The organism is Arthrobacter sp. TMT4-20 (genome assembly GCF_054510775.1).
On the sequence record NZ_JBTNDW010000016.1, the window covers coordinates 44,897 to 58,606 of the forward strand.

At 57.9% G+C, this 13,710-nt stretch carries 14 protein-coding genes, 1 tRNA gene and 2 pseudogenes; 10 read left to right on the forward strand and 7 right to left on the reverse strand.

Annotated elements, in window-relative coordinates; translation table 11 throughout:
* Positions 1–10: 10 nt before the first annotated feature.
* The gene (pyk, locus tag ACX80Z_RS13990; protein ID WP_459316279.1) at positions 11–1,504 is read left to right on the forward strand and encodes a pyruvate kinase; all 1,494 of its coding nucleotides are present in this window, start codon (positions 11–13) and stop codon (positions 1,502–1,504) included.
* 113 nt (positions 1,505–1,617) lie between these two features.
* Here the strand turns inward: pyk and ACX80Z_RS13995 are convergent, their stop codons facing one another.
* Positions 1,618–2,220 (reverse strand): ANTAR domain-containing response regulator, encoded by a 603-nt coding sequence (locus ACX80Z_RS13995; RefSeq protein ID WP_019482407.1) that lies wholly within the window; start codon positions 2,218–2,220, stop codon positions 1,618–1,620.
* 146 nt (positions 2,221–2,366) lie between these two features.
* Here ACX80Z_RS13995 and ACX80Z_RS14000 point away from each other — a divergent pair.
* From ACX80Z_RS14000 to ACX80Z_RS14010, 3 genes are all read left to right on the forward strand, one after another.
* A tRNA-Leu gene (locus tag ACX80Z_RS14000) sits at positions 2,367–2,448 on the forward strand.
* Between the two features lie 446 nt (positions 2,449–2,894).
* Positions 2,895–3,236 (forward strand): SOS response-associated peptidase family protein, encoded by a 342-nt coding sequence (locus tag ACX80Z_RS14005; protein ID WP_459316290.1) that lies wholly within the window; start codon positions 2,895–2,897, stop codon positions 3,234–3,236.
* Between the two features lie 214 nt (positions 3,237–3,450).
* On the forward strand, positions 3,451–3,840 hold the full coding sequence (locus ACX80Z_RS14010; protein WP_459316280.1) for a hypothetical protein: 390 nt from the start codon (positions 3,451–3,453) through the stop codon (positions 3,838–3,840).
* A gap of 288 nt (positions 3,841–4,128) precedes the next feature.
* Here the strand turns inward: ACX80Z_RS14010 and ACX80Z_RS14015 are convergent, their stop codons facing one another.
* A complete protein-coding gene (locus ACX80Z_RS14015; RefSeq protein WP_459316281.1) occupies positions 4,129–4,476 on the reverse strand; it encodes a hypothetical protein in 348 nt (115 codons plus the stop codon).
* A 174-nt stretch (positions 4,477–4,650) separates the two neighbouring features.
* Positions 4,651–5,226, reverse strand: a complete 576-nt coding sequence (locus ACX80Z_RS14020) for a GNAT family N-acetyltransferase (RefSeq protein ID WP_459316282.1) — start codon at positions 5,224–5,226, stop codon at positions 4,651–4,653.
* Between the two features lie 276 nt (positions 5,227–5,502).
* Here ACX80Z_RS14020 and ACX80Z_RS14025 point away from each other — a divergent pair, with 276 nt between their 5' ends.
* Positions 5,503–6,147, forward strand: coding sequence for an MBL fold metallo-hydrolase (locus ACX80Z_RS14025; RefSeq protein ID WP_459316283.1), 645 nt, complete (start codon positions 5,503–5,505; stop codon positions 6,145–6,147).
* Between the two features lie 61 nt (positions 6,148–6,208).
* On the opposite strand, the gene ACX80Z_RS14030 is transcribed toward ACX80Z_RS14025, so the two are convergent.
* A complete protein-coding gene (locus tag ACX80Z_RS14030; protein WP_459316284.1) occupies positions 6,209–7,072 on the reverse strand; it encodes a phosphotransferase family protein in 864 nt (287 codons plus the stop codon).
* A gap of 308 nt (positions 7,073–7,380) precedes the next feature.
* Positions 7,381–7,989, reverse strand: coding sequence for a phosphotransferase (locus ACX80Z_RS14035; protein WP_459316285.1), 609 nt, complete (start codon positions 7,987–7,989; stop codon positions 7,381–7,383).
* Between the two features lie 348 nt (positions 7,990–8,337).
* On the opposite strand from ACX80Z_RS14035, the gene ACX80Z_RS14040 reads away from it, so the two are divergent.
* Together ACX80Z_RS14040 and ACX80Z_RS14045 are read left to right on the forward strand one after the other, a co-directional pair.
* Entirely contained in the window at positions 8,338–8,844 is a 507-nt protein-coding gene (locus ACX80Z_RS14040) for a DinB family protein (RefSeq protein WP_459316286.1), read from the forward strand.
* Between the two features lie 13 nt (positions 8,845–8,857).
* Positions 8,858–9,481 carry a histidine phosphatase family protein gene (locus tag ACX80Z_RS14045; RefSeq protein ID WP_459316287.1) on the forward strand — a complete coding sequence of 208 codons (624 nt, stop codon included), beginning with the start codon at positions 8,858–8,860 and terminating at the stop codon, positions 9,479–9,481.
* A 459-nt stretch (positions 9,482–9,940) separates the two neighbouring features.
* On the opposite strand, the pseudogene ACX80Z_RS14050 reads toward ACX80Z_RS14045, so the two are convergent.
* Positions 9,941–10,393, reverse strand: a pseudogene (locus ACX80Z_RS14050) (IS3 family transposase); the annotation flags it as partial.
* 426 nt (positions 10,394–10,819) lie between these two features.
* Between ACX80Z_RS14050 and ACX80Z_RS14055 the strand changes: the two are divergent.
* On the forward strand, positions 10,820–12,022 hold the full coding sequence (locus ACX80Z_RS14055; RefSeq protein ID WP_459316291.1) for an IS30 family transposase: 1,203 nt from the start codon (positions 10,820–10,822) through the stop codon (positions 12,020–12,022).
* 35 nt (positions 12,023–12,057) lie between these two features.
* Here ACX80Z_RS14055 and ACX80Z_RS14060 read toward each other — a convergent pair.
* Positions 12,058–12,764, reverse strand: a pseudogene (locus ACX80Z_RS14060) (IS3 family transposase); the annotation flags it as partial.
* Between the two features lie 164 nt (positions 12,765–12,928).
* Here ACX80Z_RS14060 and ACX80Z_RS14065 point away from each other — a divergent pair.
* Positions 12,929–13,396, forward strand: a complete 468-nt coding sequence (locus ACX80Z_RS14065) for an AAA family ATPase (protein WP_459316288.1) — start codon at positions 12,929–12,931, stop codon at positions 13,394–13,396.
* A gap of 18 nt (positions 13,397–13,414) precedes the next feature.
* A partial coding sequence (locus ACX80Z_RS14070) for a tRNA-specific adenosine deaminase (RefSeq protein ID WP_459316289.1) occupies positions 13,415–13,710 on the forward strand: 296 nt, incomplete at its 3' end.

Here is a 13,710-nt window from a genome sequence, read left to right on the forward strand (position 1 = left end):
GCTAGGTTTCATGAGACGCGCAAAAATTGTTGCAACATTCGGCCCCGCAATCGCGAGCTATGAGAACACGGTGGCGGTGTTGAAAGCCGGTGTTGACGTTGCCCGGATGAACATGAGCCACGGCGATCACACGGTGCATAACCAGACCTACGAGTATGTGCGGCAGGCTTCGGAAGAGCTGGGCCGTCCGGTGGCGATCTTCGCTGACCTCCAGGGGCCGAAGATCCGCCTTGGTCGATTTGTTGATGGCCCGCATGTACTCGCTCCCGGCGACACCTTCACCATCACCACCGAGGACGTCGAGGGCACGCAGGACATTTGCTCCACCACCCACCTCGGACTGCCCAACGACGTCAATGTGGGCGACACCCTGCTCATCGACGACGGCAAGGTTGCCATGCGCGCAACTGAGGTCGACGGCACGAAGGTTGTTGCTGTCGTCACCGTCGGCGGCGCTGTATCAAACAACAAGGGCATCAACCTTCCCGGTGTCGCGGTGAGTGTGCCTGCGATGAGCGACAAGGATGAGGCCGACCTGCGGTGGGCCATCCAGCGTGGCGTCGACATGGTGGCACTGTCATTCGTGCGGAACGCGTCCGACGTCGTCCGCGTTCACGAAATTATGGACGAAGAGGGACGCCGGGTTCCGGTCATTGCGAAGATCGAAAAGCCCCAGGCGGTGGACGCCATCGAAGAGATCATCGACGCGTTTGACGCCATCATGGTGGCGCGCGGCGATTTGGGCGTGGAGCTGCCCCTCGAAGAGGTACCGATTGTGCAGAAGCGGGCCATCGAGCTCGCCCGTCGTTGGGCCAAGCCGGTTATTGTGGCAACCCAGGTGCTCGAATCGATGATCGACAACCCGCGGCCCACGCGTGCTGAGGCGTCTGACTGTGCCAACGCAGTACTCGACGGCGCCGACGCCGTCATGCTCTCGGGCGAAACCAGTGTGGGCAAGTACCCCATGGAGACCGTCCAGACGATGGCGAACATCATCGAGTCGACCGAGAAGCACGGTCTGGACCGGGTACCCCCACTGGGTAGCAAGCCCAAAACCCGTGGCGGTGCGATTACCCGTGCGGCGGTGGAGATCGCCGATCAGCTGGACGCGAAGTACATCTGTACCTTTACCCAATCGGGTGACTCGGCACGTCGCTTGTCGCGCCTGCGGCCCACCAAGCCGGTATTCGCTTTCACCCCGGTTCAATCAACGCTGAACTCAATGGCGATGATCTGGGGTATCCAGCCGATGCTCGTGGAGTTCGTGGAGCACACCGACCAGATGACCGCCCAGGTGGATCGGGTGCTGTTGGAGCAGGGCCTCGTGGAGCCGGATGACCTGGTGGTCATTGCTGCCGGGTCGCCTCCGGGGCAGGCAGGCTCGACCAACTCCATCAAGGTGCATAAGGTCGGCGACATTGCGGACGCCGGACAGCTCCCTAACGGTTACACTCCCAACAAGGAGAAGGTCGGTCCGTGGCCGGTCAAGAACAAGCTCAAATAGGTCTGTAGGTAAGTCAGCAGACACAGACCGGCTGCCGCGGCACAGATACGTGCTGCGGCAGCCGGTTTTTTGTGTCTACGCAGCTTTGTGCTGCCGGGGGCGCTGCTAGGTGTTTAGTTGACCTGGTTGATGATGGTTTCGGCGACCTCGCGCATGCTGAGGCGACGGTCCATCGAGGTCTTCTGGATCCAGCGGAAAGCCTCGGGCTCGGTGAGGCCCATCTTGGTGGTGAGTAGGCTCTTGGCGCGCTCCACGAGCTTGCGGGTGGCAAACTGTTCCTGCAGGTCCGAGACCTCATTTTCCAGTGCCTTGATCTCTTCGTGGCGGGAGAGGGCAATCTCAATGGCCGGGATCAGATCGGCTGGCGTGAACGGCTTGACCACGTAAGCCATGGCACCGGCGTCGCGTGCCCGCTCAACCAATTCCTTTTGGCTGAAGGCGGTCAGGAGAACGACGGGCGCGATGCGCGCCTTGACGATCTGTTCGGCTGCAGTGATGCCATCCATGACAGGCATCTTCACGTCCATCAGCACCAGATCGGGCTTGTGCTCCTTGGCCAGTTGGACGGCCTTTTCGCCGTTGTCGGCTTCGGCGACGACGTCGTATCCTTCGCCACGGAGGATCTCCACGATGTCCAGACGGATGAGAGTTTCATCTTCGGCAACAATCACGCGCCGCGCAACACCCGAGACGGTCGACTCGTTGGATTCAGACACAGGAGGCTCCTTGTTCAATCAATCAGATTTGCCCGGCAGGGCAGTGCCTTACCGGTTCACTAAAACAGCCTATCGGCATGTAGAGTAGTTTCGCGCACTGACGAAGACTTGAGTAGTTCATTTCATATCAGTCAGGGCGCATGTTGGCCCGAATGGCGGAATTGGCAGACGCGCTGCACTCAAAATGCAGTATCGAAAGATGTGTGGGTTCAAGTCCCACTTCGGGCACACGTTTCCCCTTGTCAGAGGCTGTTTCGCTCTCTGACTGTGCACAAACCGGCTCAGATGGTGAACACGGTGTGCCTGTTTCGGTGGGTGGGTTGCAATCGTCCTGTGGCGGGTTATCTCCTTTCTCTCCTGAAGCCCTTGCTGGCCTTCTTACTTCTTCATGGGGGAGTGGCGGGGAAGGTACATGACTTTAGTGAAGATTTTTCGAACGAGTTTTCCTCCTGGTGCCGTTCTGATAGAGGAATCACCGCTGGGCACGAGGGGCCGGAGTGCAACTTGGGGGACCGGGAGAAGTCCGAACTTTCGTGAGGAGATAAGCGACGGAGGAGCGCCGAACGAAAGTTTGGCCATCTCACGGCGCTTCGCGCCCTGGTTGCACGGAGGACCCGCCCAGCGATGATGGGGATCAGAATGACGCACAGCGATGATGCTTCTCCCCGATCTACCTGTCCCGGCAGGAAGAGGGTGAGCTGTTGGCCGTAGCCGGCCTTTATGAGTTCTGGCCCAATCCCGAGCTGCCCGAGGAGCATCCAGATAAGTGGTTGGTCACTGCCACTGTCATTACGACGTCGGCCACCGACGCGCTGGGGCATATCCACGAACGTTCACCGCTGATCATCCTCAAAGACCTCCAAGCGGACTGGCTGGACCCGGCGACCGCGGACAAGAACCAGGTCCGAGAGCTGGTCAGCTCCGTGCCCGAACCTCACTTGGTGCCGCGAGTCGTCGGCAAGGAAGTCGGCTCAGTGGGCCACAATGGCCCACAGCTCATCGAAATAGCCCAATAGCTGGCCATTCGCACTTGAGCCACCTAAGCGAGACAATTTCTCGGGCGGGGTATACGCGAGTCTCCTAGTCAGGGGGCACTGATGTCTTAACCGAGAGCCTGGTTAGAAACGTGCGTTGCGGTGGGGGACCGGCTTACGGGCGGGCAAGAACCCTCACCTTCAGGAGTACGATCTCAGGCATGAATGCTTTCGTTGTCCTGCAAAAGGTGCCGACATGAATGTTGAAGCAGCTGAATTACTTGCGATCTTGATTCCGATTGTCGTAGTACTTCTGATAATTGCGTTCGTGTTTTGGCGCAACCGGGACAGGAGAACAGAGCGGAAGCCGGGGGAGCCCTGGATACGTATCATCCCAAACAGACCGGACGGGGATTCAGGGCCATCTTTCCAGCAGCAGCAGCGGGCCGGGCTGGTTTTTCTGGTGCTGGTTCTTGTTGTATTCACCGTCCCCCCGTGGATACCAGCTTTGGGGTCCGGGGCGGGGCAGTGGGTTGTTCTTGCAGTTCAAGCTGTCGTCGTGGTGTCGCTGGTGGTGTTCCTGGTCCGTGTTGTACGGAAGCAAAGAAACGACTACTGGCGTGAACGGGGTCGAGAACGGATGTAGCTAGAAGGCTGTGACTGTTGGCCAGGAGCGGCGGTTAACTGCAGCCGGCGCACCGCAGAGCGAGTATGAACCCGAGGCGAGCCCCATAGCTAGTTTGCTGCTCAATAACGGATCAGTCAGTAGAAACCAAGTGGATGCAATCTGGAGCTGGATTGGTTCCAGGAATCACTCAGCCAAGTCATCGGTGATGCGGAAGCGGAACGCTTTTCTGTTAGCCTCAACTCGCTGAACGACTCAACCTAGCGTCTTGAACGTTCGGAAGCCCATCCCTAACCGGTCGCTTGAGAGTCAGAACTGAAGCTCCTCCGGGATGATGGCCATAGCCCGATCGGTGATCTCGAAGAACAGGTTCATTGCTGGCCCCTGGGGGTCGTCAGGTGGGACAAAATCGAGCCAGGTCTGCATTCGCGAAGACAGGTCAGCTCCAGAATCACTCCAGAACTCCACGCGATCCGGCAAGATGACGCCAGGCCGAACGTAGCCTTCGTGCTGGTGGAGCACAGCCCACGTGATCGAATCGGAGACTTCCTCCTTCGAACCTCGTTCCCGAAGTTGCTCCTGGACCTCCGCGAAGAGGATCCAATCACTCCAACCGCGGGAGAGGGTCTCAGGGTCAGGAACAACAACTACTGTCATGGGCCCTCCATAGAAATGCTCGCCTGCGAGTTATCATCAGCCTACCCAATCAGTGCCTACAGTGTGTTGCGGTTGGGGATGGCTAAATAGGGCGACAGGACCGCCAACTGAAGCTGCGATTAACCGCCATTCCTGGCTAACAGTCACAATTTGGCGGTGTTCTGCCAGTGGTAACTAGCGGCTCGGGTGCAACAAAAGGCGACGAAGAGATAAAGAGCGGGGCTCGGTAAATCCCAAAGCCCGGTAGAGATCAGTCGCCTGGGGAGTGGCATGCAGATCGACTACCTCAGCGCCTCTGCTATCCAGCCAGGACAGTCCGGTGGAGACCACCAATCGCGCGTATCCGCGACCACGATGTGTCGGTTCAACAAACACTGACGACATTGACCCGCTGAGCCCACGGGGAAACCCTGGGCCAGGTAGGCGTTCCTCTAGAGTTGCTATGGCGCACGCAGCGAGCAACCTTTTAGAAGTATTGGCAGAAGATCGGGACGATAGCTCGGCATCGATAACGAAGGCACCCAGCGTGCCACGACTGATCTGGGTAGCGATTGCTTCCTGCGCATTGGTGTACCACGACGTGTCTTCGATCTCCTCCGGTCGGCCCGCAGCACCAGCGCTAGCCATTGACCGAAACATCTCGTGTCGCATCCTCACCAGCTCGGGCGCGTCTTCTCGGTCCGCAATTCTCACCTTTATCGAATCGGTCATATAGACAATTGTGCCCATTGACTGGCGTTCCAACTTCATTCAGGTGCCCGCCGCGGTTCCTTCCGTGCGCTTAGTCGCTATAGATGGGCAGGCCGGGTCGAGCGCCTCGGTTTGATCTGGGCCCCTTACGGATCTAAGAAGGCCGCCATATAGTGCTCAAATCCACATCGAATCTTCCGACAGCTATCGGTATCGTAGGTTTCTGAGGTATGCGGGCTACGGAGCCAGGGTGAAGGGCAAAGTGAATGATGCTCTGCGCGCCGGTGGTTTCAATATTTGGCAACGCGCTCACCTTCGAACTGGAAAGGTTTGTTTATGGAGCTCACGAAGTACGGCCATGCGTGTGTCCGGCTCAGCGAACATGCCGACTCCATTGTTATCGATCCTGGAAGGCTTACTCCAGAACCGGAAGCCTGGGAGAACGCCCGAGCAGTGTTAATCACTCACGAACATTTCGACCACTTCGATGAAGAAGCCCTCGACGCCGCTCTAGCTGACGCGCCGAATCTGCGGATTATCACCTGCGCTGGTGTTGCTCAGAAGCTTGAGTCGTTTCCGCGCATCCGCGATCACGTGGAAGTGATGAAGGACGGCCAGACGGTCTCTGTGGGCAGCTTTCGAATAGCGGCCGTCGGTGCGTTGCATAACTACAGCCATCCGGATGCGAGTCCAGTCAACAATATTGGATTCCTCATTAACGACACCGTCCTTCATCCGGGCGATGCACTCACTGCTGTTCCTGCGCCGGTACTTCTCGCTCCTGGACAGGCACCCTGGCTTACTGTGCCGGACCTGGTGACCTACATCCGAGCGTCTCAGCGGGATCGCATCTACGCGATCCATGACGGATTGCTCAACCACTGGGGCCTTCAGGTATTGGACTCTGTCCTCGACCTCGAAGCCCAACGTGCAGGCATCGAAATCAGACGCTTGCACGTCGGAGAAACGGTTCATCTCTAAGCCCTTATCTTCCGGAGAAAATTGACGGAGCGGCTTGCAGGATGGCCTGATTGTAATGTACTCAGGCGGACAGCGATTGCTTCTGTCGGAGCCAGATATTTGCTCGGTCGATGGCCTGGTCGATCTCTTCCGCAGATCGACCATTAAGTATGGAGAACGCGACTTGTTGCAGCCGCGCAGTATTGAGTCTGACGGCTGCTCTATTCACTTCCGAAGTGCTGGCGATTAGGGGCAGCTTGTCCGGCCCATTCCATGCACCGATGCAAGCGAGGTCTGTGGAGCGGTCACTGCGAGAGGCTAGATCCCAATCAAGTACGCCAACAATACGATCCTGTTCCCAGAAAACGTTGTGCCCCCCAAGATCACCGTGAGAAAACACTTCACGGGCGGGTTCGAGGTTTGCTAGGGAGTTGATGGCATCGAACGCTCGCGTTTGAATGCTCTGATCAAGGCGAGGGATGACCTCTTCGCATTGAACCCGATACCAATCCGACCCACCACAAAAAGCCAGTGGTTCCGCAAGCAACTCATCGATCGGTTCGGTTGGGATGGACGATACCTGGGCAAGTAAATGTTCAAGCTCGTGAGGTTGACCCTCACCCGCTGGACAGGGTGCTCCAGGTATCAGCTCACTCGCGACAGCGGAAAGCCCGTCAAGTTCTACTACGGGGCCTAATGACCGCGGGAGGCTCAATCCGATAGACGTTGGAATCTTGTCAACGAGATCTTGTCGACGACGCATCGTGGCGGCCATATTCGAATCGCGTCCAACTCGAACGGCAGCGTGGTTATCGATCAGGACAACGATGTGAGCTGAGCCAATGTCCACAGTTGACCGACGTGCTGACTGGGCAGCCGGCGGCAGACAGCCGATAGCGGCATCCACAATGGCATTTAGTCCGTCATTCTCTATCTTCCCCATCATCCAAAGTAACAGGCGAAGCCCCCGAAGAGGGCAAGATCCCTTCGACCGTAGGTCCGAAATTGACCATTGCAAGCCGCCACTTCTTCCTATCGTTTAATTCTTGCCAGTTCGGCGGCGTTCAACTGTCGGTTAGCAGAAACAAGTCGTATGGCGGTCCGGTCCAGACCGTCACAGTGGGCCACTTCAACCTGTCATAGTCAAACTTCAGCGCGGCCGACCACGGAATGGATTCTGAACTCGGTGGAATAGAGCGAATCGCTGCCCGGAAAAGATGGTTTATTAGACGTGACCGCCGTAGGTGACTGGCTCTAGGGAAGTACGGCTTGCTTCCAAGTAGTTTGATGCTGCCTCACGTATTGAGAGGCGGCACGCCAGTGCTCGCCGTGTCCGTCGGCGTACATGGCGCCCCACGGCTGAAATCCTGTCCGATGGGATTCCTCCAGTAGCTCGTACATCGCTTGTGTCCGCTCGGTGATCGCTTCCGGGAGAGCCCGGCGTAGTTCGGTATCCGCGCCGTATCCGTCAACGAATGCTTTGAGATTTGCTGCGGCTTCTTCTACTGGTTGTCCTTCAAACATCGAACTAAACGATTGGGCGGCGTAGGCCAAGTCCCACAGCCGGGTACTGGGGCCAGCTCCGTCCCAGTCAATGAAGACCCACCGTTCTCCAATAATGAGGTTCCACGGGGCAAGGTCGTTATGACACATCAGATCCGGAGCTTTGGCCGGCAAGGGGAGGTTCCAGTCGACGCCGTGGGGGAGCGGGAAGGCTTCGCTTGCGTCGTGGATTTGTCGGACCAGTCGACCAACCCGGGTCAGGGCATCCAGGCTGAGAGGGAGCTGGTTTAGTGCCAGGTCACCGTCAATGTATTCGACGACGTGTCGATTGTCGGAGTCCTGCCCCAAGGGTTTTGGCACATCTGTTCCTGCCTCACGAAGCGCCTGCAAATAGCCTTGTACTGCTGCGGATTTTTGCTGCCAAGGTTTCCGCACTGTTTGTCCGACGCGAACAACACTGTCCGAAGTATTGCCGCCTGTTAGCTGCTCATCATCACTCACACCCGAAGCCTACTTTTCCCAAGATGCACCACCAACATAGCAATTGAGAAAATGTCTCGACCTGCGTCCGGTAACGATGGATTCAGAGACACCGGCGAGTGAGACACGACGTGTGGAGTTGATCGGTTATTGGCGGCGTTTTTTTGATCAATAAATGACGCAATTTACTCATCAGCTGATCTTCTTTGGCCAGGTAGGGTCTTGGATGTGATCTCAACGCCAAGCCATGATCGAGCGAGCTTCACGGCACCGCTGCGCCAACAATTTGACTCATTCCTCGACGACCACCGCCGAGCCATCTATGCCTGCCTGGATGGCATGACTGAGGAAGAAGTCCGCCGCCAGTTGGTTCCCTCTAAGACGACCTTGTTAGGTCTCGTTAAGCACGCCACCTTTGTTGAACAGGTGTGGTTCAACGAAGCGATCACAGGCCGTTCACGCAAAGAAATTGGTTGTCCTGTGGGGCCAGACGAGTCATTTGAATTAGAACCAGGCGACACCATTGATGCCGTTCGGGCTGTCTACCGCCAGGTCTGCACTGTCTCTCGTGATACCGCAGCAGGCCTGGAAATTGACGATCTAGTGAGCGGCAATCATCGAGGGCCGCTACCGATGCGGTGGATCTACCTTCATGTCCTCCGCGAGCTGGCCCAACACTGTGGTCACGCCGATATCTTGAGAGAACAGATCATATTGGACCGGAGCGGCGCCTGATTAGATGGTTTCCATGAAGGAGATTTTCGTTGTCACCCATCCAGAGGCCACTCACCATGTAGAGAACCGGGTAGGTGGCTGGTTTGACTCGCGGCTTACCGAACGCGGGCGAGATCAAGCGGAGCAGATCGCACAGGCCCTTTCCAACCTCGTGGAGACCAGAGTTGCGCTTTACACGTCAGATCTTCGCCGCACTCGGGAAACCGCTGCCATTGTCGGATCCGTCCTTGATGTTGCTCCTCAGGAGCTGACCGCCCTGCGCGAAAAATCCTATGGCGAGGGTGATGGCATGCCTGACGCTCTATTCCGGGAACGATTCATTCCACCCCCACCGAACGGGGAAAGGATGGACCATGATGAAGGTCTGGCAGGCGCTGAGACCAAAGCGCATTGGGCGAGCCGAGTCTTCTCCGGAATGGACACCATAATGAGAGACCCTGCACCCCAGAAGGTCATCGTTACCCATGGAGGTTCCGCAACCTTAGCGATTGCTCACTGGATTGGTATGCCTCTAGACTCACTCGATACTGTGAGCTTCCACCTCGACTCAGGCAGTATCACTCACCTTCGGGAAGACGATTATTTCCACAACCACGCGGTGGTCACGCTGAACGAAACCGGTCATCTTTCCGCATGACCGGATGAAGACCCCCAGATCGTGGTCCTCGCGAAATGGTTGGACTGATCTTTGGATGCTGCCCGCAACGATGGTTCGGGTGATGCTTGTGGGCGACAAGACAAATGGAGCAACACGCCGAGCGAGTTGTCTCGTTATTCGTGCCCGTTTGGGATGGTGCCGTACCTACGTTTGTGTGATTACCTCCAAACGGTGCCCCATCCGGAGATCCGCTCGTCGAGGCTGGCCCGCCGTGCAGGACCCGTAGCAGGCCCATTCCATTTTTTGAATGTAACGCCCCCAGCAGTTCCCCTCGGCCGGCATCAGTAAAGTGATAACCATGGAACCGGACGTTCGTGATCAGCCGACAGTCAGGCGCGCAAAGGTTACCGATCTGTTTGTCCTGAGTTGGAGCATCTCGCTGGCATTAGGCCGGGGGGACTGCTGAAGGTTTAGTTGACAGCTGGGGTTGATAGTTTGCTATGCGGCAGCGACCGCGTTGTTTATTGTCTCAAACTCGATCGGGGTTAGCTGGCCGAGGGTGCGTTGCCGGCGTTTTCGGTGGTAGGTCCGCTCGATCCAGGTCGTGATGGCGAGCCTGAGCTCGGCCCTGGTTTCCCACCGTTTCCGGTTCAAGACGTTCTTTTGCAGCAGCGAGAAGAACGATTCCATCGCAGCATTGTCACCGCACGCGCCCACCCGTCCCATCGATCCGCTCAGCCCATAGACGTGCAGGGCGGAGACGAATTTCCTAGATCTGAACTGGGACCCTCTATCGGAGTGAACTACCGTACCCGCGGGTTTTCTGAACGAAACGGCATGGTCCAAGGCCGCTACTGCCAGGGACGCTTTCATCCGCCCGTCCATGGAATACCCGACGATCCGGTTCGAGTGCAGATCTTTGATGGCACAGAGGTAAAGCTTGCCTTCGTCCGCTTGAATTCTAGGCATCGTCGCAACACCCTGAGATTCAGGGAGCATGTTGTGGTCGGTCGACCTCGTGGAAAGCAGAACCTGCAGTACATGGCGAAGGAGTGGGAGGAGTTCTTTCATCGTTTGGATCGTGGGGGCACGATTCGTGCTGTCGCGGCCGAGCTCGGGCTGAGCGTCGACTCCTGTTACCGGTGGCGCAGCGAGGCGCAGCTGTCCACACCTCGCGTGAAGAACCGGTCGTACACGGCTGAGGACAAAGCCGAGTTCTTCCGACGGCTGAAGATCAGTGGAAACGTGTCGCGGGTGGCGAAGGAACTCGGCTTTGTCCGGGTCACCTGCTACAAATGGGCGCATCGGGCCGGGATCTTCACAGGCACGGATACCCGCGCTCAGCGGGCACGGTTTCTCGATCTCCGAGCTGCCGGGGTGAATCGGGCCGCGGCGGCCAGTCAAGTCCAGGTCGACAAACGGACCGCGGCAGACTGGGACAAGGGCATCACCCAGATCACTGGCGGACGCCGCTACCCGGACGGGCGTGTGGTCCGCTACGCCCAAGCGGCGATACTGGCAAATGTGAAGTCACCGCGCACCACCTACACACGAGGGACACCAGTTGATTTGGTGCGACTCGAGACCGTTGTAGATGCCCGTTACCTCAGCCTGGTTGAACGCGAGCAGATCCACGATCTGCGTAGGAGCGGCCAGTCGATGCGTGCCGTCAGCCGGGTGCTGGGCCGCAGCCCGTCGACGATCAGTCGAGAGTTAGAGCGCAACGCCTCCCTAACGATCGGCTACCTGCCTTATGCGGCGCACCGTACCGCTGCAGCACGCCGGCCGCGGCGCAGGTCCCGCAAACTCGACGAGGGGGCTCTGCGCGCCTATGTTGAGGTGAAGCTTCGGAAGCGGTGGTCACCGGAACAGATCAGCCACCGGATCGTGAAGGAGTTCCCCGACGACGGGAGGATGCGGGTGAGTACCGAGACGGTCTATCAAGCGATCTACATTCAGGGCCAGGGCGCACTCAAGCGAGAGATAGCAGCCTCGATGCGCCGCGGGCGGACAAGAAGGAAACCCCGCCGTGATTCCGCCCACCGAACCAGGCGTTTCATGGATCCCATGATTTCCATCGCTGAGCGCCCAGCCGAGGCCGACGATCGGGCAGTGCCCGGGCATTGGGAAGGCGATCTCATTACCGGCGCCCTGAACCAATCGGCGATCGGAACTCTTGTTGAACGCTCCAGCAGATTCGTCTCGCTCGTGCACCTCGAGCACGACCACACCGCTGAAACCGTGCGCGACGGGCTGGTGAAGACCGTGATCCAACTCCCTGATGCCTTACGACGATCGCTAACTTGGGACCAAGGAGCCGAGATGTCCGAACACGTCTCGTTTCAAGTCGCGACCGACATGGACGTCTATTTCTGCGATGCCGGCAGTCCTTGGCAGCGCGGCAGCAACGAGAATACCAACGGCTTGTTGCGTCAGTACTTCCCCAAGAGCACGAGTCTCTCGACCCACACCGCAGAAGATCTTCGAGCAGTTGCCGCTGAACTCAACGAGCGGCCACGCAAGTCCCTGGGCTGGGACACCCCGGCAGAGCGCCTGCATGCTTTACTGGAACTCACATAGCGAGCCGGTGTTGCGACGATGCCTAGAATTCAAGCCGTGGGGTGTTCGGTGATGTCGGTTAACCATTTCTGGTTCGACGCCGCCGCAGTGAAGTCCCGATCGATGAGGTCATCGTGGACCGGCGGGCCGGTCTTGATCCCGGATCTGCGCCGACGGTGGATCACCGACAGGATGCCATTTGCTGAACACAGCCGCCAGATCCTTCGTTCACTCACCACCTGGGCGCTGGCGTTGATTTCATCGGCGATGAACCGGTACCCGAACGCAGGGTCATCACGGTGGTGATCTATGGCGGCGTTGATCAGATGTGCTTCCTCCCAGTCCCGGGCCGAGATGGGGTTCGCGGCCCACAGATAGTAGGCCTGTCTGGAGAAGTTCAATACCCGGCAGGACACTGCAACAGGAACCCTGACAGGGGCGTCCTGGGCAGCTAATTCACGGACCAGCGGGTACATCATTTTTTTGGGTTGATGTCCCTGGATAAGTAGGCCACGGCACGGCGCATCACTTCCGCTTCCTGCTCCAATAACCGGATCCGCTTATTGGCCTCTCGGAGCTTCACGGAGTCATCGGACACGGCCCCGGGGTTCGCCCCGTCTTCGCGGTCGGCGATTTTCAGCCAGCGGTGCAAAGCCGCAGGTGAGACACCGAAGTCCTTCGCGATCTGGGTAATGGGCGCTTCGCCCTTTCGGGCCACCGCGATAACGTCACGGCGGAACTCTTCAGGAAAGGCTTTAGGCATGATGAACATCCTTCCACCAGCAAGGACCAAATCCTCACAGGCAAAGTGTCAAGCAAACCTTCAGCAGTCCCCACTCCTACGATCCAAAGTGCCCCGGTCAACATGAAGACGGCAGTGCCTCGAAGCTTACGGGTACCCTTGCAAAGCGAATAAGCTGGGCTGTCATGGCACGAGTTCTAATCACGGGCATGGCTGGAGCGGGGAAAACAACTGTGTTGGAAGAGTTGTCCCGGCGAGGCTACCGAACGATCGACACGGACTACGACGACTGGGTACTCCCGGACCACACCTGGGATGAACCACGCATGTCGGCACTTCTCGCGTCCAGTATGTCCGTGGTTGTCTCGGGCACTGTCGAGAATCAGGGACGTTTCTATGACCGTTTCGCCGTTGTTGTTCTCCTGAGCGCACCAGTGGACGTTCTGATCGACCGAGTCGCGGGTCGTGTGAACAACCCTTATGGCAATTCACAGGATGATCAGGCCGCGATACGTCGAAATGTACTCGACGTTGAACCGCTGCTCCGCAACGGCGCAACGCTTGAACTCGACGGTCGTCGGTCAGTCCCAGACCTAGCGGACGAGATTGAACGCCTCATTGCCGAGCACCCAATGAGAGAACGAGGAGTATAGGTGGGACCGGAGGAAGCCGTGAGCCTCGCTATCGAAGTTGCCGAAAAAGGGTTACATGCAGGCGAAATGCCGATAGGCGCACTCGTCTTAGCTGGAGGCGAAGTCATTTCTAGGGCCTTCACCCAGGAGCAGTTGCTTAGTCGCAAGGTGGTCCATGCCGATCTAATGGCGATGCTGGAAGCCGATAAAAAGATTGGCCTTAACCGCTCAATGAACCGTCCCGGGAATCATGCCGCCAAAAAACAAGAGGGACGATTTCCGGGAAGGTTTGGTTTTTTGTTTTCCCTCCTCCGAACACCACAAGAAGGGGGATT